The sequence below is a fragment of the Providencia alcalifaciens genome, from assembly GCF_020271745.1.
Taxonomy (GTDB): Bacteria; Pseudomonadota; Gammaproteobacteria; order Enterobacterales; family Enterobacteriaceae; genus Providencia; species Providencia alcalifaciens_B.
Map to the genome: position 1 here is coordinate 653376 of NZ_CP084296.1, position 20223 is coordinate 673598.

Annotated in this window: 21 protein-coding genes and 1 other RNA gene; 16 read left to right on the forward strand and 6 right to left on the reverse strand. The window is 44.0% G+C overall.

Annotated elements, in window-relative coordinates; translation table 11 throughout:
• Positions 1-148 precede the first annotated feature (148 nt).
• Positions 149-1018: a hypothetical protein gene (locus LDO51_RS02870; RefSeq protein WP_225576276.1), complete on the reverse strand. Its 870-nt coding sequence runs from the start codon at positions 1016-1018 to the stop codon at positions 149-151.
• Positions 1019-1113: 95 nt separating this feature from the next.
• On the reverse strand, positions 1114-2085 hold the full coding sequence (locus tag LDO51_RS02875) for a TerC family protein (protein WP_225576277.1): 972 nt from the start codon (positions 2083-2085) through the stop codon (positions 1114-1116).
• A gap of 610 nt (positions 2086-2695) precedes the next feature.
• Between LDO51_RS02875 and LDO51_RS02880 the strand changes: the two genes are divergently transcribed.
• The 5 genes from LDO51_RS02880 (at position 2696) to LDO51_RS02900 (ending at position 5205) form a co-directional block, all read left to right on the forward strand.
• Complete coding sequence (locus LDO51_RS02880; RefSeq protein ID WP_225576278.1) at positions 2696-3355, forward strand: DedA family protein; 660 nt, start codon at positions 2696-2698, stop codon at positions 3353-3355.
• Between the two features lie 183 nt (positions 3356-3538).
• Positions 3539-3844, forward strand: a complete 306-nt coding sequence (locus LDO51_RS02885; RefSeq protein ID WP_225576279.1) for a DUF883 family protein — start codon at positions 3539-3541, stop codon at positions 3842-3844.
• Positions 3845-3853: 9 nt separating this feature from the next.
• Positions 3854-4258 (forward strand): phage holin family protein, encoded by a 405-nt coding sequence (locus LDO51_RS02890; RefSeq protein ID WP_225576280.1) that lies wholly within the window; start codon positions 3854-3856, stop codon positions 4256-4258.
• On the forward strand, positions 4245-4547 hold the full coding sequence (locus tag LDO51_RS02895; protein WP_225576281.1) for a YqjK-like family protein: 303 nt from the start codon (positions 4245-4247) through the stop codon (positions 4545-4547). Before LDO51_RS02890 ends, LDO51_RS02895 begins: the two co-directional genes overlap by 14 nt.
• A gap of 262 nt (positions 4548-4809) precedes the next feature.
• The gene (locus tag LDO51_RS02900; protein ID WP_132496578.1) at positions 4810-5205 is read left to right on the forward strand and encodes a DoxX family protein; all 396 of its coding nucleotides are present in this window, start codon (positions 4810-4812) and stop codon (positions 5203-5205) included.
• Positions 5206-5530: 325 nt separating this feature from the next.
• Here the strand turns inward: LDO51_RS02900 and LDO51_RS02905 are convergent, their stop codons facing one another.
• The gene (locus LDO51_RS02905; protein ID WP_225576282.1) at positions 5531-6424 is read right to left on the reverse strand and encodes a LysR family transcriptional regulator; all 894 of its coding nucleotides are present in this window, start codon (positions 6422-6424) and stop codon (positions 5531-5533) included.
• Positions 6425-6546: 122 nt separating this feature from the next.
• On the opposite strand from LDO51_RS02905, the gene LDO51_RS02910 reads away from it, so the two are divergent.
• The 10 genes from LDO51_RS02910 to dagF all read left to right on the forward strand — a co-directional run bounded on the left by LDO51_RS02910 (position 6547) and on the right by dagF (position 15431).
• Positions 6547-7254, forward strand: coding sequence for a pirin family protein (locus LDO51_RS02910; RefSeq protein WP_225576283.1), 708 nt, complete (start codon positions 6547-6549; stop codon positions 7252-7254).
• 188 nt (positions 7255-7442) lie between these two features.
• Positions 7443-9380, forward strand: coding sequence for a BglG family transcription antiterminator (locus LDO51_RS02915; protein WP_225576284.1), 1938 nt, complete (start codon positions 7443-7445; stop codon positions 9378-9380).
• A 505-nt stretch (positions 9381-9885) separates the two neighbouring features.
• Positions 9886-10224: a transcriptional antiterminator gene (locus tag LDO51_RS02920; protein ID WP_225576285.1), complete on the forward strand. Its 339-nt coding sequence runs from the start codon at positions 9886-9888 to the stop codon at positions 10222-10224.
• A 44-nt stretch (positions 10225-10268) separates the two neighbouring features.
• A complete protein-coding gene (locus LDO51_RS02925) occupies positions 10269-10634 on the forward strand; it encodes a glycine-rich SFCGS family protein (protein ID WP_225576286.1) in 366 nt (121 codons plus the stop codon).
• Positions 10634-10930 carry a DUF4312 family protein gene (locus LDO51_RS02930; RefSeq protein WP_006659132.1) on the forward strand — a complete coding sequence of 99 codons (297 nt, stop codon included), beginning with the start codon at positions 10634-10636 and terminating at the stop codon, positions 10928-10930. The genes LDO51_RS02925 and LDO51_RS02930 overlap by 1 nt, the downstream gene beginning before the upstream one ends.
• A 26-nt stretch (positions 10931-10956) precedes the next feature.
• Positions 10957-11748, forward strand: coding sequence for a DUF4311 domain-containing protein (locus LDO51_RS02935; protein ID WP_006659131.1), 792 nt, complete (start codon positions 10957-10959; stop codon positions 11746-11748).
• 2 nt (positions 11749-11750) lie between these two features.
• The gene (locus LDO51_RS02940) at positions 11751-12401 is read left to right on the forward strand and encodes a DUF4310 family protein (RefSeq protein ID WP_036956154.1); all 651 of its coding nucleotides are present in this window, start codon (positions 11751-11753) and stop codon (positions 12399-12401) included.
• Positions 12402-12453: 52 nt separating this feature from the next.
• A complete protein-coding gene (locus tag LDO51_RS02945; protein WP_225576287.1) occupies positions 12454-13593 on the forward strand; it encodes an amidohydrolase/deacetylase family metallohydrolase in 1140 nt (379 codons plus the stop codon).
• Positions 13577-14689, forward strand: coding sequence for a DgaE family pyridoxal phosphate-dependent ammonia lyase (locus LDO51_RS02950; RefSeq protein WP_225576288.1), 1113 nt, complete (start codon positions 13577-13579; stop codon positions 14687-14689). The genes LDO51_RS02945 and LDO51_RS02950 overlap by 17 nt, the downstream gene beginning before the upstream one ends.
• A gap of 1 nt (position 14690) precedes the next feature.
• The gene (gene dagF, locus LDO51_RS02955) at positions 14691-15431 is read left to right on the forward strand and encodes a 2-dehydro-3-deoxy-phosphogluconate aldolase (RefSeq protein WP_225576289.1); all 741 of its coding nucleotides are present in this window, start codon (positions 14691-14693) and stop codon (positions 15429-15431) included.
• 159 nt (positions 15432-15590) lie between these two features.
• On the opposite strand, the gene LDO51_RS02960 is transcribed toward dagF, so the two are convergent.
• The 3 genes from LDO51_RS02960 to rsmI form a co-directional block, all read right to left on the reverse strand.
• Positions 15591-16661 carry a 4Fe-4S binding protein gene (locus LDO51_RS02960; protein WP_225576290.1) on the reverse strand — a complete coding sequence of 357 codons (1071 nt, stop codon included), beginning with the start codon at positions 16659-16661 and terminating at the stop codon, positions 15591-15593.
• Positions 16662-17112: 451 nt separating this feature from the next.
• An RNA gene (gene rnpB, locus LDO51_RS02965) (RNase P RNA component class A) lies at positions 17113-17486 on the reverse strand.
• An 83-nt stretch (positions 17487-17569) separates the two neighbouring features.
• Positions 17570-18442 carry a 16S rRNA (cytidine(1402)-2'-O)-methyltransferase gene (gene rsmI, locus LDO51_RS02970; RefSeq protein ID WP_225576291.1) on the reverse strand — a complete coding sequence of 291 codons (873 nt, stop codon included), beginning with the start codon at positions 18440-18442 and terminating at the stop codon, positions 17570-17572.
• A 61-nt stretch (positions 18443-18503) separates the two neighbouring features.
• Here rsmI and LDO51_RS02975 point away from each other — a divergent pair, with 61 nt between their 5' ends.
• The gene (locus LDO51_RS02975; protein WP_225576292.1) at positions 18504-20183 is read left to right on the forward strand and encodes a penicillin-binding protein activator; all 1680 of its coding nucleotides are present in this window, start codon (positions 18504-18506) and stop codon (positions 20181-20183) included.
• The last annotated feature ends 40 nt before the right edge of the window (positions 20184-20223 follow it).

Sequence of the window (20223 nt, forward strand, 5' to 3'; positions counted from 1 at the left end):
ATATCTGTGATCGTAATAGAATTTTGTTTCTTATAGGAAACAGATGACATCGAAAATGAATGAGCTTTTTCAGATAGTTAAAATAAAAAAACACCTCTAATGAATCCAAGGTGTTTTTTAAAATGACATCGATTACCGCGAGTAAGATTTAACGATTGGTCAAATAGCCACCAAAATAATCTGCTAGTTTTGCCTCATCTACTTTTAAATTGCCTTTCCAACCGGCCCAAGGCATTTCCATATCAGAACGCCCTTTTGTATTGTTAAGTTGGTTTTCTAAACGGGTAATATCACCAAAGTCATGCCAGCTATCGAGCGATAATGAAATAAACGCATTAGGTATAACCCCAATCAATGCGAGTGAGTGTAATATTCCCCGTAATGTATGTCTGTCCCCTTTAACCAATTTTGCCTGCGATAACCGCTTTTCAAATTGCCCAGGTGTCTCATCTTCAGGGGCATGGCGTAATAAATCTAACAGTTGATTAAAGACTTTTTTGTCTTCGTCTGTAGGCACTACAGCAGCAACCGTCAGTAAATGTCGGAGATTCAAATAAGCGTAACTTACATTCCCAGCGTAGGAATTTCCGTAATATAAGCAGTATTGAAAGTAACTATCATTAATATAAATATGCTTATTATGGTCGCTACAAACCCAACAACATGCATATTGCGACTTTTCAAGATATTGATGAGCTGGCAAGGAATGTAGTTTGTGATAAGCCCCCAAGACTGAGCGCCCCCGTAAGTAACTTCCTCCGACGCCTGCCACGAAAGCATCCAAACAACGCTGATGGGTAAGTGCGGTTTCCTGTTTTAAGCAGTGTAATTTATTAATGATATCTTCATGATCAGTAAAAAATGCAATCTCATTCGGCAACCAATGGAAATCGCTTAGTATTTTACGTTCTTTATCGGATAAAGAGTCCAATGAATAAGTCGATACCGCACGGCTTCCATCATATTGACTATTTTCATACTTATAGAGTTTTCGTAAGACCCGCATGACTTGTTGCACAGAACCTCCTCATCTTTATGCCAATAAATCATTAGATATAAAAAAACTCCCAAAGTCATGATGAACTTATGGGAGTTTTTTAATTCGGAAAAAGATTATTCGTTAATCAATTTGTTCGCTTCGTTGCGCTTATTCACGATGGTATTAATCACCAGTGTCAGGACTAAAATCGCAGCAACGGTACCTAACGAAACCGCAGTAGGAATATGGAAAATATCCATCAGCAACATCTTCACACCGATAAAGCTTAAAATGATAGCTAAACCGTACTTAAGCATTGAGAATTTCTCAGCAACACCCGCTAATAAGAAGTACATTGCACGTAAGCCTAAAATCGCAAACAGGTTAGACGTTAATACGATAAACGGGTCGGTGGTCACAGCAAAGATAGCGGGAATACTGTCTACCGCAAAGATAACATCGCTGATTTCCACTAAGATCAGAACCAAAATTAATGGGGTTGCAAACAGCAATCCATTCTTTTTAATAAAGAATTTTTCACCGTGTAACTCATCCGTCATCCGTAAGTGTGAACGCACCCATTTAACTAATGGCTTTTCATTTATCGGCGAATCGTCCTCTTTAGCGAACGCCATTTTGATCCCCGTAAACAGCAAGAAAGCGCCGAAGACATAGAGGATCCAGCTAAATTGTGTCACTAACCAACTACCTGCGAAAATCATAATCGTACGCAGGACAATCGCCCCAAGCACCCCGTAAACCAGTACGCGACGCTGTAAGTTTGCCGGAATAGCAAAGTAACCAAATAGCATTAACCAAACAAACACGTTATCTACGGCAAGGGCTTTTTCTAACAGATAACCCGTTAAAAACGCCATAGTTTGCGTGTTCGCAACTTCAGGTCCAACGGTATCATTAAAATACCACCACAGACCGCCCGCAAAAATCAGCGATAGCGTCACCCACAAGATGCTCCAACCTGCCGCTTGCTTCATCGACATCGCCTGACCTTTATGTTTTCCTTGCCAAAACATATCGATAAGTAACATCACAAGGATCATGACAGCAAAGCTGCCCCATAAAACGGGATTTCCAACAGAGTTCATTTTGATTCCTTTAAAAAACAAAAAACGGCTGATATCCAGAAGACATCAGCCGCTTAAACTGTTTTCACCCTAAGTTATCACTATACGGTTGTAAACGATGAGCAAACCTCGCCTTCTGGCAAGGTCTCACTTACAACACAGATAACCTAAGATAAGGAAATTGTGGTGCTCGGTTACCGGGTACAATGTGTGCACCGTAATGACGATAATCCGACAGAAGAAGTTACTCCCCTTTGCTATGCGCACACAATAAGGTAATTAGTCTTAAAAAGCAATGATTAGCTACCAATATGTTCATGCTATTTTTCGTTACCTAAACGTAAATAAACTGGTAAATAATTAAGTTAAACCCTCTTATTTGGCGCTACTCCCATTTTTTGTCGCTTCAGAAAGCCGATGGTTAAGAACCGAAAATGTAAAAATCAGGCGCAATTTAAATGAATTCTCAAAATAAGCTCAAAATTTACTGTTTAGTTATTTTCTGTTTTGTTAAAGTGGTCGGGTTTTACACTAACAGCCAGAAGAAACAGCAGTTTCCTTCCGGCATTTACTTAATCCATTTCTGCCCAACAACATGTTTGTTGCTGTGATTGCCGTTTAGGAAACATTAATGGAATTAGTTAGAGAACTTTTTTTCGCCCTTTGGCACCAAGATTACGAAACCTTATCTAACCCATCGTTGATATGGTCGATTTATTTCATGCTGTTCATGATCCTATTATTGGAGAACGGCGTGCTCCCAGCTGCATTCTTACCTGGTGATAGTTTACTGATCCTTGTTGGCGTACTCATCGCAAAAGGTGCGCTTAGCTACCCATTAACCTTAGTGATTTTAACTGCAGGCGCCAGTATTGGTTGCTGGGTGGGGTATATCCAAGGTCGCTGGCTAGGTAATACGAAAATTGTCAAAGGCTGGTTATCACACCTCCCCGAACACTATCATCAGCGTGCTCATGGGCTATTCCATCGTCACGGCTTAGCCGCGCTACTGATTGGGCGATTCCTTGCATTTGTCAGAACATTACTACCAACCATCGCAGGGCTTGCGGGCTTGCAAAATGGGCGTTTCCAACTGTTTAACTGGTTAAGTGGGTTCCTTTGGGTGCTAATTTTGACCGCTATCGGCTACGGATTTGGTAAAAGCCCTATATTCCAACAATATGAGCATCAAATTATGAATATCTTGATGCTTATTCCAGTTGGGTTATTAATTTTGGGTCTGTTTGGCAGCATTGGTGTTGTCATCAAGAAAAAATTCGCCCGCAAATAAATAGCCGCCACTGAATCAAATTGAACAGCGGGAATATTTAGCGATTCCCGCTTTCCTCTTTCTCAATTTGAAATCTATGCCAATTAGTGATTGCACTTAAGCTAAAAAAAGCTATTGTAATGTTATTAAGGTCATACGCTATTAAGGTAATACGTTATTTTTCTATTGATAGGAGGTTCTACTATGTCATCCAATCATTCTTCTGAAGATCTACGTGCTGAACTTAAATCACTCGCAGACTCTCTCGAATCCATTCTGAATAGTACTCAAGATAAATCAAAAGAAGAGATCGAAAACTTAAAGGCTAAAGCCCGTGAAGCTCTCTCCTCTTCAAAAGCTAAACTCGGTCAAGCCGGTGATAAAATTACCGAGCAAACCAAAGAAATTGCAGGCCAAGCAGATTGCTATGTCCGTGAAAACCCATGGAAAAGCGTGGGTATTGGCGCAGCAGTCGGTGTGGTCTTAGGCATGCTGCTCACCAAGCGCTAATCACCGCTTATGGAACAGTCGCCACGTCAAGGACCCGCTAAGCGGGTTCTAGATTCTCTGCAAAGAATTGCGGGTATCGCCGTTAATATGGTTGAAACCCGCATTCAACTTATTGCAGTAGAATTAGAAGAAGAGAAACTCAATCTTGTTCAGTTATTATTACTCGCTGGGCTGACTCTTCTATTTTCTGCATTTGGTCTGATGTGCCTTATTGGGCTTATTTTTTGGTCCGTGGATCCCGTCTATCGTTATCAAGCTTTCGCTATCACGACAGGAGCACTGATTTTACTCGCGATTATCTTTGCTATTTGGACGTTAAAGAAAGCGAAACAGTCCACGCTGCTAAGTGCAACCCGTGAACAACTTCGTAATGATACTAAAGCACTGACAGGAACCGATGATGAACAAAAGTAAACGTCAGTTACTTGCAGAAAGAAAATCACGCTTAATCTCTGATATCGAGCAGCAGCGCATCCTGTTATCGGCCAGTAAGAAAGAGTGGCTACAAGCCACTGCCCCTTATGACCGCGCTTGGCAAACGCTTATGACCTTTCGCCCAATTGTTATCGCTGCGACGGGTCTTATCTCCATTTTTACCTTAAAACACCCCAATCGATTTATTTCACTGAGCAAAAAAGCCATTGCGACTTGGGGGCTTATTCGTACCCTAAGAAGCAGCTTAGATAGTTCAAGTCAGAAATAAACCATCTCCTTAAGATAAAATAGTCATTTTTTGCCACTAAGATAGATAAAAGTGCCCTTTGGTACTTTTTTTCGCACTCAATCACACACGTTCAATTTTTTTGTCTATCTTTGTTAATAAGCTTAGCTTTTTATTGAAAGAGCTAAGTAATAAGATACGCACATCCAAGATTTCTAGCCTTTTCGTGCTGAAACTTAGCTTATAACACGATATATATCGAACTTTATTAATATTTAATGACCGTATTATCTGGAGAGACTCAATGAAAAATTTAGAAAGTGGCGCTATTTTATTAGCACGTATTATGATGCCAATCCTGTTCATCGTTGCAGGTTATGGCAAATTGGGCGGCGCATATGAAGGCACTCAGCAATATATGCAAGCAATGGGGGTCCCTGGCTTTTTACTGCCACTGACAATTTTACTTGAGTTAGGTGGTGGTCTGGCAGTGTTATTCGGTCTGTTAACACGTACAACCGCAATTTTTACTGCTGTGTTTACGTTCTTAACTGCAATGCTGTTCCACACGAATTTCAGCGTTGAGCCAAACAGCTTGATGTTTATGAAAAATATGACCATTGCGGGCGGCTATATTCTGTTAGCGGTCACAGGCCCTGGTAAATTCAGTATCGACCATTTATTAAATAAAAAATGGTAGTCAGACCCAGCTTCCTTGCCTATAGCTACCTATAGGCAGGGTGTCAAAAGTACCCTCAATTCAACATCCTTGCTATAATTTAAATGCCTTTGCACCTCCCATCCGAGGTGCTTTTTTTTGCTTTTATCTTTTCTTTCTTTTTATTTTCTTTTCTTTTCTATTTTCTATTTTCTTTTTTGCTTTTCCGAGTCGCCTCACGAGTGATCTCTAAATAATTCGAGTTGTAGCAAGGCGGCAAGTGAAGTTATCCCTAGGAGCATACACAAGTATGTGACTAGGGTGACTTTATGAAGCCAACACAGCTACAGCTTGAAGTATGACGAGATCAAGATCTAAACAGCTTAGGGATTTCTCGCAAGCACCACGACTTCGCCTCCCCCATGCTATCGCGTCGCCACGCCATAATCATATTCGACTCATGGCTAAATTCCGCCCCCACTACTTGCAGGCGCCCTTCCTTTATATCTTGCTCCACCAGTGGGTATGGCATTGTTGCCACCCCTAGCCCTGCAATCAGCGCCTTGCGCTTATCTTCGATGCTCGATACCGTCAATCTTTGTTGTTTATCCAGCAATTGCACGGTGATGACTGGGCGTTCACGGGCGGTATCCGCCACAGCAATACCTCTGTATTTCACACGAGTGGTTTCAGAAAGCGGTTCTGGCTCTTGGTGAATAGGGTGATTCGGGCTTGCCACATAAATATGGTTCAGGGTATACAGCACTTTGGAGTTAATTTCAGAAGATGAGCGGAAATGCATATCTGGTGCAATAACAATATCGGCACGCCCTGATTCAAGTCGCTCCCATGCCCCTGCTAGCACCTCGGTAATTAAAGAGAGTTGGGTGTCGGATTTCTCAGCCAATTTATCCACCAGCGGAAATAAAGACGCGGCAGGAATCAGCGCTTCACACACAATAGTCAGGTGAGTCTCCCAACCTTTAGCAAGTGCCTCCGCATCCGATGTGAGTTTATCTGCGGCTTCAAGCAACACACGCCCACGCTCTAATAGCATGCGCCCGACATTAGTAAACTTAGTTCGATGTCCTGAACGGTCAAACAAAATAACATCAAGTTCTTCTTCTAACTTCTGCATGGTATAGCTCAATGCCGAAGGAACGCGACCTAGCTCTTCCGCCGCCGCCGCAAAGCTGCCACGCCTATCGATTGCATCCATCACCCTTAACGACTCAAGTGTTAATGCTCTCTCTTTGCTCATGATGTATCTCTTTCAGGAAATTTGAATAATGGAAACAGATTAACTGGCTAACAATTCAACGTCCAGATATTTATTATAACAATATATTACTAGCTATATATTTTGAGTGAGGGTTAACCATTATGATGAAATTAAGATCAGTTAACCATTGTGGGAAAGCAGACTACGGTTGGTTACAAGCACGCTATACTTTTTCGTTTGGTCACTATTTTGATCCCGACTTAATGGGCTTCAAAACCCTAAAAGTGCTGAATCAGGAAGTGCTTGCGCCAGGTAATGCTTTTCAACCAAGAGTTTATCCTCATGTTGATATTGTGAACATCATCCTGCAAGGTCAAGCTGAATACCGTGACAATTTAGGTAACACCGTCAACGCAAAAGCGGGAGAATGCGTCAGCTTTTCGCCTCGTCCTGACCTAAGTTACAGCGAGCATAACATCAGCACGACGACGCCATTAACACGACTTCAACTGTGGTTAAATGCATGCCCACAACAGGAATCTATGCCATCCCAAAAGTTGGCATTAGCGGAGAAAGATAATAAGCTTATCGCGTCACCCGATGGGGACGATAACAGCCTACAACTTCGCCAAAAAATTTGGATAAGTCAGATTTATCTTGAACCTAATGAATCGAAAATCCTCACATTACGAGGTAAAAATGCCTATCTGCAATCCATTCATGGTGGTTTACAAGTGAGCGGGAAAGAATCGCTATCTTTATCAATGAGCTGTAACGACGGGTTATTTATCCAAGATGAAAATACCCTAACGCTCACCAGTGACCGAGTATTTAGAGGTTTATTAATTGATTTAGGGGAGTCGTTTTAATCCTATTCAGGGGGTGGAAAGGTGAATTTAATCTGTTAATCACGCAAAATTTGCGAATAGATTCTCAAATTTCATCATTTATATTTCCGCTATCCTGATACCACTGTGATAGAGTCCAGCCATAAGACAGTTAAAAAACCATCAGTTTTTAACTCCGAACTTTATTTTTTGATTTTAAAGGGGTTCTTGTGGCTTTATTCATTTTGCAGCGACACAATCAAATTTTCTCTCGGATACTCAATGAGGTTGTCCCTCAAGATGAATTAGCAAAACAATTCTCTATTTCCACCCGTACTATTCGTTCAGACATCAATGAAATCAACGAATTAATTAAAGATCATAGCGCCCATATTGTGTATGAACGCGGGCGGGGGTATCGATTAAAAATCGAAAATGATGAGGTTTTTTCTGCATTTACTAAGCTTAATGATAAAAACAACCAAATCCCACGCACCAGCAAAGAGCGTATTGATGCCCTGTTGCTCAAACTCTTGATGTTATCCCTACCCGTCAAGCTCGATGATATTGCCGAAGAGTGGTTTGTCAGCCGCAGTACCATTCAGCAAGATATGGGAGCCGTTCGGGAGCATCTACATCGCTATCAAGTGCAATTGGAAAGTATTCCCCATCAAGGGATCCGTTTAAATGGTAGCGAGTGGGCTATTCGTGCTTGTATGACCGAAGCACTCTGGCGGCAGTTTAGCGAGCAAATCACCCCCGACCTCGCCACATTCACTCCGGAAAGTCTGGATAATCTCGATTTAACTTACATCGATAAAGTGGTTCATAACAGTTTGAATCGCTTTGATATTCGTATCAGCAATGAAGGTCATCTTTATCTTGTATTTAACTGCGCCGTTACCATTTTACGTATTACCCGCGGCCATGAACTCAATGTCAGCGTCAACAACAAAGAGTTAGAAGAAATCATTACTCAAGCCTGCGATGAAATTTCTAAAGGGCTAATTTACTTTCTTGGTAATGATTTATCTCCAGCCGAATTGAGCTTTTTGCACGACCAAATCATCGCACAGCGTATCAGTAACCAGCATGCGTCAACACAAAAGCATAATCATCACAATGAGTTATCTGAATACATTTTAAATTATATCAACGAGTTGTATAACTATGATTTGCGCAATGATGAAAAGCTAAAGAAAGATCTGAATACCCATCTTTCTGCTTTAATGACTCGCCTTCAATACCATATTTCCACCCCAAACCCACTGCTTTCAGACATCAAGCAGTATTATCCGTTTGCTTACGATGTCACGCTAAGCGCCTTAACCAGCGCCAGTAAGCAGCTACTTCCACATCCTATTAATGAAGATGAACTGGGTTACTTAGCTGTGCACATTGGCGTTAGTCTTGAACGAAATTATGGGGCAGGCTCCGCACGCCAGACGGAAGTGTTAGTGGTCACTGATGCGGGGAACTCCACCTTTCGCGTAGTGGAATCCAAAATTATGCGCGAATTTCCGCAGCTCAAATTTAGCCGAGGGTTAACACTACAAGAGTATGAATCGTTGGATGAAGTCGCAGAAGACTTTGTGATCACCACCGTACGGATCTCTGAAAAGAATAAACCGGTGATTAAAATTGCGCCCTTTCCAACCCCCTACCAGCTCGAACAAGTGGGTCGCTTAGCGATGGTGGATCAGACCCGTCCTTATATTATTGAACGCTTCTTTGATGAACGTTTCTTTATGGTTATCAATGAAAAAATTAGCCAAGAGACGCTGTTCAAAACCGTATGCCAAAAGCTGCAACTAGAGGGCTATGTCACCACTGATTTTTATCCGTCACTGCAAGAGCGAGAATCCATTGTCTCGACATTACTGGGCGAAGGGATCGCCCTTCCTCACTCTTTGGGGTTACTTGCAAATAAAACCATCGTGACAACTATCCTTGCACCGCAAGGTATCGAGTGGAACAAAGAAACCAAAGAGAACGCCTATGTGATTTTCTTATTGGCAATCAGCAAAACTGACTATGAAGAAGCCATGGCAATTTATGATTTATTTGTCACCTTTGTGAAAGAGAAAACCACCCGCCGCCTGGTGAATGTCAAAAATTTCAATGAGTTCCAAGCAATCGCTAAAGATAGTCTCGCGCGAATTTTATAGTTTTCAATTATTCCCCTACTATCACTTCCCATCATTTCCACTTTCCAGTGGAAAAAGGGGGGTGACCATTATTTACGTGATCCTAACCACAACTCCGCCAAATGATTTTTAGTCTAAATTGTCCACTTTATGGGTAAACAGCGTAAGTGGAAGTGGAAATTTCCACTCTATGTAGATTTACACAGATTCATTTCCACTTTTATTTACTAGCCCGCACACCATTTCCATCATCCCCAAAATAACCATAATTATTTGAAATATAATAAATTTATTATATTGCTTATTATGAGGTTATCTACAATCACTCTCATAGTGCGTTAATTTTTCCAGTTAGCTTCCTCTTAGATCGAAAATTAACCTTTCCCCTTCCAGTTACACTTCCAAAATATTTCCACTTTGAACTGGAAATTCCCTGTCTGCAAAATTATTCAAGAAGCGATTAAGGTATTAGTCATGAAGAAAAAAGTGATTTGATTTGAAATATTACCTTGGATTTTAAATAGTTATGAATGAATCAGTTGTAGTTTTCAAAATGTTAGAAGACGACCTTGATATCCATCAGGTCACACAAGAACTGCTAGCAGTGATTACTGACTGGCTCAAACTGGAGGGTTGCTACACCACGGATGTACAGCAACAAATGCTGGAGTCTCATCTACGTGCCATGGTCGCTCGAGCCAAAACCGGTGAAGCCTTACCGGAAGTGGATATCAGCCTGTTCGATGAAATTTCGAGCCATTCCATTGCATTAGCGCAACGCGTTGTCGATACCTTGCCAGGGCTTGCGCCAGAAGAGGCTTACTTGCTCTCAGTTCACTTTGAAGTTGCCCGTTCTAATGATTAATTTTTAGTACCTTATTTTTAGCATTCGGTCTTGGAGAATATTTTATGAAACAGATAGTTATTGTTATCGGCGATCGTTTAGGTAAAGGGCAAAAAGTGGCTGCGGGTGTTGAATCTGCCGGCGGAAAAGCCATCGTTGTTCCCGGTGTCGCTGCTGACATGAAACTGGGGGATGTGATGAACCAAGAACAAGCTGATCTTGGCATTTCATTCTGTGGTAGCGGTGGTGCAGGCGCCATTACAGCTCAAACCAAATATGGCTACAAAGCGCGTTATGGGATGCGTTCGATTGAAGAGGGAGAAACCGCCATTGCTGAAGGTTGCAATGTTTTAGGTTTCGGTTTTATGGACAAGGAAGAGTTAGGCGAGCGCTTAGTTAAAGCTTTTAATAAAAAATACGGCAACGCTTAATGAAAAAATCTATCGAAACGACCGTACGGGTGACAGGGCAAGGCGACACAAAGCAAAAAGCGATTGCTGACGCCTTAAATTCGATTCAAAAAACCGTACTTAAGAACAGCACCGACATCATTCTGCGGATAGAACCCAAGGATGTTGAGGTTGTTAGTGCTCACTCTCATTCGCGGACAGAAAAGTTTCTCTTTCTCTTTTTGCCACGTAAACGTGAACATTTTCGAGTTGTTCTCGACGTTTCGCTGGATGTCACCTTACTTTCTGTCAACGAAATTCCATTTACAGAACAATAAAAGCAATCAGGTCTGGAGTAAATTCCATGAGTGAAACTGCATCTTTCTTAGAAATATTGGGCATGTCCCTTATTATCGGCGGTCTCTGCGGCTTTGGTTTAGGCGCAGGGGCGGCACGTATGTTCCACGCGCCAACCATTCAAGGTATGGGAGCATTCCGTACCCTTGGTGAGTTAAACGCGTGTGAGGGCGACCCTGCATCACACTTCTCATTTGGCTTAGGATTCTTCTTCAACGCATGGGCATCATCGGTCGCTGCGGGTGCGTTCACCCAAGACGTTGATCACCGTATCATTCCTAACTGGGGTGCCGCCGCTCTATTAACTAAAAACCGCAGTGTGGCAGATACCCTGCATAACCCGAAAAAAATGGCGATAGCCTGTGCCATTATAGGGGCATTGGTGGTCGCCTTCTTAAATACCACGGCGTCCGCAGTACCAGCCGCGCTACAAACCACCGCGATCAACGTGCTGGTTCCTGCGGCTAACTTACTGGTTAACACCGTGATGCCTGTCATTTTCTGGCTAGCTGCGATGGATGCAGGTCGTCGTTCCGGTTTCTGGGCAACCTTATTTGGTGGTTGCGCACAATTAATCATGGGTAACGCTATCCCAGGTTTAGTGTTAGGGATCTTGATTGGTAAAGGCGTGGATGACAATGGCTGGAACCGTATCACTCGTACCATGATGATCACCGTTGTTCTGCTATTCGTTCTCAGTGGCTTCTTCCGCGAATTTGACCTGAAGATGATCACCTCTTTCAACTTAGACAAACCACTGTGGCTTGAATATGTCCACGGACTGCTGAGCGGGAAATAATCATGACAACTGAAATCAATAAACAAGACTTTTGGTATGCAGAATGGTCTTTCCCTATCTTTGTTGGGCTGCTATCAGCGGGGATCTTCGCAGGTACCCATATGTACGTCGTGTACGGGTTCGGCGCATTTAACGAAGTGGCTTTCGTCGCCATGTTACGCGCTGGGTTAGATACGGGGGTTTACGGTGCTGTCGCCGCCTTCGGAGCAAGCTTCCTGTTTGCGCGGATTATCGAAGGGTCATTAGTGGGGATTTTGGATATCGGTGGTGCACTACAAACCGGTATTGGCTTAGGAGTTCCCGCACTATTTTTAGCCGCAGGCTGGGATATTTTAGTCACCAACTTCTGGATCTCCCTGATCACTGGTTTATTCCTTGGTGTGCTTATCGGCTTAATTATCGTGTTCGCCCGTAAATTTACTATTGCGCAAGCTAACTCCACATTCGGCGCAGACGTAATGATGGGTGCAGGTAACACATCCGGTCGTTTCTTGGGTCCATTGATTATCCTTGCTGCAATGGCCGCGTCTATTCCGATTGGTATCGGCGCACTGATTGGCTCACTGATTTTCTATGTATGGCAAAAACCCGTCGCCGGGGGCGCTATCTTAGGTGCGATGTTGTTTGGGTATTTCTTCCCACTCGCCGCTTAATTAGCATTCCTCCCCCCATACCAATTGGGGGGAGGTAACAAAGAGAGACGTTATGTACACCTTAATAATCAAACAGGGCAAGCGTATCGATGGTTCAATTATCGATATTCTAATCAAAGACGGAAAAATCGAAGCGGCGGGTCCTGAGCTTTCCCACAATCAGCAAGCTGAAAAAATCATTGATCTTGAAGGAAAGCTTTACGTCAGCGCTGGATGGATTGATTCTCACGCCCACTGTTTTGCTGAGTCGCCGATTTACTTCGATGAGCCTGATCTCGCCGGTGCCGCTGGCGGTGTCACCTCACTGGTTGATGCAGGCAGTGTGGGTGCTGATGATATTGACAGGTTTTATCGGCTAACCACTCAATCCAAAACGAATGTCTTCTCACTGCTGAATATTTCACGCATTGGCATTATTGCTCAGAATGAGCTGTCCAATATGGACAATATCGATGATGCGAGTTTCCAAGCCGCACTTGAGCGCCATCCCGGCTTTGTGGTTGGCATGAAAGCGCGAATGAGTAAAAGTGTAGTTGGCGAGAATGGTATTGCGCCTTTGGTTAAAGCCAAAGAAATGCAGAAAAAACACCATCTTCCATTAATGGTGCACATTGGGAATAACCCACCCAACATTGATGAAGTCGCCGACTTACTCACCCGTGGGGACATCATTACCCACTGTTTTAATGGCAAACCGAATAAAATTTTAGGGGATGATGGATACCTAAAACCGTCTATTGCCCGCGCCCTCGCCCGTGGCGTGATCCTCGATGTGGGTCACGGCGGTGAAAGCTTTAGCTTTAAAGTCGCAGAGCAAGCCATGCGAATTGGCACCTATCCAGACATTATCAGCTCAGACATCTATCACCGTAACCGTGTGAATGGTCCCGTTTATAGCCTCGCCTTTGTAATGACGAAATTCCTGTGTATGGGCTTTAGCGCCGAACAAATTTTGCGCTGTGTCACTGAGAAAGCCGCAGATTTACTGTCGCTTCCCGCTAAAGGTTATTTAAGACCGGGCTTTGATGCTGACATTACGTTATTTGACCTCAAAGAAGAGACCACCGAGCTGACGGATGCCGACGGCGAGCATCGCATCGGTACCCATCGTTTTGTTCCTGTTGCTGCCATCGTTGGTGGAAAGCACATTATTCCTGCACAAGGCGAATCTGAACATGCAATCAATCTATGAAAAATATCAGTTAAAACACGTGATTAATGCCTCCGGTCGTATGACCATTTTAGGCGTTTCAACCCCAACACCTGAAGTGGTCGAGCGCGTAACATATGGGCTGAACCATTATTTTGAAATTAAAGACTTGGTGAACAAAACCGGGGAGTACATCGCTCAACTGCTCAATGTTGACGCTGCGGTTGTGGTTTCCTGCGCCTCAGCAGGTATTGCTCAAGCGGTAGCAGCGGTGATTGTGCAAGATGATGAGGATTTGCTGCTTAACTTGCATTCCTCCAGCAAATCCGTTCCTCGTGAAATTATTTTACCCAAAGGGCATAACGTGAACTTTGGCGCTCCCGTGGACACCATGGTCACGTTAGGTGGCGGAAAAGTGGTTGAAGCGGGTTTTGCGAATGAATGTAGCGCCGCGCAGCTAGCGGCTAAAATCTCCCCACAAACCGCGGCCATTTTGTATATCAAATCCCACCATACCGTACAAAAGAGCATGTTAACTGTGGCGGAAGCCGCCCAAGTCGCTCATGCCCACCAGCTTCCCTTGATAGTGGATGCAGCAGCAGAAGAAGATTTAACTGCCTATTACCAAGCGGGTGGCGACCTTGTGATTTACAGTGGAGCCAAAGCGATTGAAGGGCCGACCAGCGGCTTGGTTGTCGGTAAAAAACAGTATGTTGAATGGGTAAAACGCCAATCTCAAGGCATTGGCCGTGCGATGAAAGTCGGTAAAGAAGGCATTTTAGGTTTAACACTGGCTATCGAACAGTACCTTACCGCCACCAAAGAAACCGGGGCACAGATGGTCAGCCGTATGGAGAAATTCCTTAAAGATTTAAATGCGATAGCCGGTATTTCAGCCCGTATTGTTTGGGATGCCGCTGGGCGTGATATCGCCAGAGCTGAGATCAGTTTCGATGAAAAAGCGATTGGCAAAACCACCTACCAAATAATGGATGAGCTGAAACAAGGCAATACCGCGATTTATTTTCGTGAGTACAAAGCCAATGAAGGAAAGGTTGAAGCTGATATTCGCAGCGTCAGCACCGAGCAACTTGACGTCATTTCGCAGCAAATTCGTACATTAGTAGAAGGAATTTAACATGAAGTTGTCACCAAATTTTTATCATGATCGTGTGTGTCTGAACGTCCTAGCTGGGAGCCATCAAAACGCAAAAGAGATTTATGCCGCGGCGGAGAGTTTTGTGGTGGTTGGGGTGTTATCCAAAAATTATCCTGATCTTGAAAGTGCCATTGCGGATATGAAGGTGTACGCCAAAGAAGTGGATAATGCGTTGTCTGTGGGTTTAGGTGCTGGCGACCCTAAGCAGTCCACCATGGTGTCTCTGATTTCGAAAGAAGTTCAACCACAGCATGTGAATCAAGTATTCACGGGTGCACCGATTAGCCGCGCGCTACTGGGTCAGAATGAAACGTTTGTGAATGCGTTAATTTCCCCAACAGGCACCGTGGGTATGGTGAAAATTTCAACGGGTCCATTAAGCGCTCAAGCACCCGATGGTATCGTGCCGATTGAAACCGCCATTATGATGCTCAAAGATATGGGCGCAGATTCTGTGAAGTTCTTTAATATGCAGGGTTTGAAGTACATTGAAGAATATAAAGCTATCGCAGAAGCTTGCGCGAAGTTTGATTTTTCTTTAGAGCCAACAGGCGGTATTGATTTAGAAAATTTCGCCGAGATTTTGCAAATCGCCCTCGACGCTGGCGTGAAGAAAATCATCCCACATATTTACAGTTCTATTATCGATAAAGCCACTGGAAATACCCGTCCAGAAGATGTCCGTCAGTTGCTAAACATGGTTAAAAAAGCGGTAAATTGATGTGGCAATAAGCTGCACATAAGAAAATAAATATTTGCGAGACGTAAAAGTACTTACCACCATAACCATGACAAAGCAGCCAATGCCCCACTCACTTTTCGTGCCGTGGGGCATTTTACTTTTTATTTTTATTCTCTATTTTTTACTCTTCATTTTGAATCAATGACCTATTTCTCTGGCATTCGGTATGATGTGAAACCAATAGTTATCAGGCACTGGGCTATCCCAAACGCCTAGGTAAGCCGCAACCGCGATAGTGGCGAATAAAATACCTAGGGTCAAAATGGCCATCACCATTCCCGATAAAGGGATTTGGCGTTTTTTAGTCGGCGCTTGTAATGAGAAAGCCAATGTCGACGCCACTGGACAAGATTCAACACACGTCATGCATCCCGTACATTCTACCGTTCTGACGTTGATTAATTGATCAACTGGAATGCGTGACGGGCAATTTTTAGCGCATTTTCCGCAATCTATGCAGCTTTCGACATTACGGCGAATTTTAACTGGCGAGAATAGAGAGAATATCCCAAGTAATGCGCCATAAGGGCAGAGATAACGACACCACGCGTTACGAATAAACAGGCTAGCGACGACAAGAACAGACACTGTGATGAGTGAGGCGCTACTAATATAACGAAAGAAATCCAACATTTTGACATCGATGATGATCCCATAAGGCGACATCATAAAGTATTGGATCATTTGCGCAGGCATGGAGAGCGAGATATAGAGGAAGAAGGCCAATAGTAGGTATTTTAATCCTCTTAAGGGGATATCGAGCCATTTAGGTACGTTGATTTGAAAACGAAACAGTTTCTGCCCTATTTTCCCGATGTATTCCGATATTGTGCCTATCGGGCACAGCCATGAGCAAAAGGATTTTTTCAGTAATAAACTGATGATAATAAAGGAAGCCAAGAGAAACATTGCTGCCGCATGGATGGGAGGCAGTCCCCCTGTTTCAATGGTGTATTTTAAGTTCATTAACCCCGCAATAGGCAGCCAGCCTTCGATACCTCCCGGACGCGGAAGATAGAGTGTCGCACCACCCGTTTCGTAATAGCGCACCCAGTAATAGAAGGTAATGCCAATATAAATGTTGATCGCCAAAAGCGTGATTTGCACGACTTTCCGCCATGTCGAGGCGTTGCGCCAATCATTCCAAGGGAGTTTTCCACCAACTGTGCCAGGACGACGAGGGCATCGTACTGAGGGTTTCTTTGCCATGTCCGCCTATCTCTTTAACATGCATTTTAAATACCACTATTGTATTCAAATATTCAAAATGCATATTGATTTGCATCACTGCCTTGCGATGTTGGCGGCATATTGATAGGAAGATAAGTAAATAGAAGATAGTAAATGGAAGTTAGCAAGCTCAGATTTTTTCTAAATAATTCGAGGTGTGCCAAGGCGGCAAAATGAGGAAATCCCTAGGAGCATACACAAGTATGTGACTAGGGTTGACGAGTGAAGCCAACGCAGTCACATGAAGTATGACGAAAAAAAACAGCTCTAAATAGTTCGGCTTGTAGGCAGGCGGCAAACGAGGATATCCCTAGGAGCATACATAAGTATGTGACTAGGGTAGCTGAGAGTAGCCAACACCCCTACAGGCCGAAATATGACGAGTAATAAAAAAGGCCTATAGCGAACGCTATAGACCTTTTCTATTTATCTGTGGAGTTGGTCGGTAAGCCGGGTTCTGTCGTGGACAACCATTCATCTAGGCCAGCACTTGCGCACTGGCTCCAGCAACCTACCCGAGTTCAATGCGGGCCGCACCATATGAACCCCTATTTGGTCTTGCTCCGGGTGGAGTTTACCATGCCACGAACTGTTGCCAGTCGCGCGGTGCGCTCTTACCGCACCCTTTCACCCTTACCTGATCCTGTAAACAGGCCATCGGCGGTTTGCTCTCTGTTGCACTTGTCGTAGGCTCGCGCCTCCCAGACGTTATCTGGCACCCTGCCCTATGGAGCCCGGACTTTCCTCCCCTCTACCCGTCTCCCGAAGGGACTACGATAAAGCAGCGGTTGTCTGACCAACTCCGCGGCGAATTATAGGCACTTTACGCAAGCTTGTACAGACTCAATGGCAGGCAAATTACGTCAAAACCTACACTTGGATAAAAATCACTCACCGTCTTGTTGATCTAGCATTAATTTATATAACTGGTTTTTCTTCAGACCATAAATTTCTGCGGTAATCGCTGCTGCTTTTTTCGGTGGCAACTCTTTTTGCAGTAGACCCAACGTACGAATAACATCTGGCGTAATCGCCGATTCATCGGTTTGTGGCTTATACCCTTCCACAATGAGTACCATTTCACCGCGATGACGGTTTTCATCTTCTTTTACCCATTCGAGTAATTCACCAACTGGGCGCCCTTCAATCGATTCCCAGGTTTTGGTCAATTCACGGGCTAAAACCACTCGGCGCTCAGGTCCCCACACTTCCACCATGTCTGCTAAACTGTCTAACAAGCGATGAGTGGATTCATAAAAAATCAGTGTTCGGGTCTCTTGTTCTAAGGATTGCAAAACATCTTTGCGTCCCTTGGTTTTCGCAGGTAAGAACCCTTCATAACAGAAACGGTCTGAAGGTAAACCCGCCGCTGACAAGGCGGTGATGGCCGCACAAGCCCCCGGTAATGGGATAACACGGATCCCTGCTTCACGGCAGCGATTGACTAAGTGATAGCCAGGATCATTAATTAAAGGTGTACCTGCATCCGAGACTAATGCGATACTATCCCCTTGTTGAAGCTTGCTAATTAATTGATCTGCTTTTTGCTGCTCGTTATGATCATGTAGCGCAAACATGCGCGCATTGATGGCAAAATTCTGTAGTAGAATGCCTGAATGCCTCGTGTCTTCCGCAGCAATTAGGTCAACATGTTTAAGCACATCTAACGCGCGCTGCGTGATATCTCCCATGTTACCAATTGGGGTTGGCACGATGTACAGCGTAGATGCCATAACCACTGCTTGATTAGGTTGATTCATTGTTTCATCCGAATAGCCGGTTTAAAATTAAGCAATTGAAAAATACACCATTGGATACAGTATGCGTCCTTCAATTTTTTTGCATTTGAAAAAAAGATTAATCTGCACTGCGATGTTGTCCACGTTGGCATTAACAGGGTGCCAAATCGAATCCTCGACAACCTCGACAACAACCCAGCAGCCTAGCGTTTCTGATGCCAGCCATTACCAGTCCGTTATCGATGCCGCTCAAGGCAAACCGTCTATGGATATCCTGCGTGCTTTTATCAGCCAAGAACCCCTGCTAACCGATCCTGTACAACATCAGGCGAATATTGATTCTCTGTGGCAGATGTTAACACAGATGAACCCAGAACAGATTCAAGGAATCGAAGCTGACGAAAATATTCTACTGGGCTGGGTCGACCTTCTGGATATCTACCAAAATAATAAAGATGACCCAGAGGCACTACGCACTGGCATCGAAGACTGGAAAACTCGCTACCCACATAATCCGGGCGCCAAAAACCTGCCAAGTGCATTAGTTCAAGGTACAGTCACCAAAGTCGGTACTAATCCACGTATTGCGCTATTTTTACCGATGAGCGGGCAAGGTCAAGTCTTTGGTCAAGCCATCATGCAAGGCTTCCTCGATGCACAAAAAGGTTTACCTTCAGACCCAGCATCCCAAGCTGCCGCAGCACCGACTGAACCACAAAGCTCCGGTAATGATGTGCTAGACCAGATTTACCAAGAAGTGGCTGCAACAGTTAATGAAAATGCCAATGTGGAAGTTGCTGCATCTAACGTGCGAATTGATGCAACGCCAACCAATACCCAGAGCGTTAAAGTCTTTGATACCCAAGGCAAAACGATGCCTCAATTAGTCGCTCAAGCCACTTCTGAAGGGTATAACTTAATTGTTGGACCGCTACTGAAATCAGAGGTGCAAGCTATTGCTCAAATGAATGCACCCGTCAATGTACTGGCACTGAATGAATTAGACGCTAACCAGCTACAGCCGCGTGCAAACTTATGTTATTTCTCTTTATCCCCTGAAGATGAAGCGAAAAATGCCGCTAACCAAATGAGATTAGACGGTAAACAGATGCCGTTAGTGTTAGTGCCAGCATCTCCATTTGGGGATCGCATCGCAAAAGCGTTTGCCGAAGAGTGGCAAGCAAAAGGCGGTGGCACTGCACTGATGCAAACATTTGGTTCTACCGCATCCTTAAAAGAATCGATCAACCGTGGTCAAGGGATCCGAATGACAGGTACCCCGATCAGTGTCGATACCCAAGGAATGGCACCAACAAGTAGCGGTATTGATGCGGTCTATATTGTTGCAACACGCGATGAATTAACCCTCGTCAAACCGATGATCGATATGGCGATCAGTTCCCGTCAGCGCCCTGCTTTATATGCAAGTTCGCGCAGTAACCAAGGGAACTCAAATGCGGATTATCGTTTCGAAATGGAGGACGTAAAATTCAGTGAAGTCCCATTACTTGCCGGCGCAAACAATAACCTACGCAAACAAGCTCAAGGCAAAGTGAATAACGATTATTCGCTGTTCCGCCTGTATGCGATGGGTATTGATGCATGGTCACTGGCAAATAACTACGATAACCTGCAACAACACAGTGACCAGTTCCGTGTTAACGGAGCATCCGGTACGTTAAGTGTGAATAATAACTGTGTTATTTATCGCGAATTGCCATGGCTGCAATTCAAGCAAGGGCAAGTAAAGCCTGCGCAATAAATTAGGTCACTTTATTGCTGCCTATTTTCAGACAAGGATG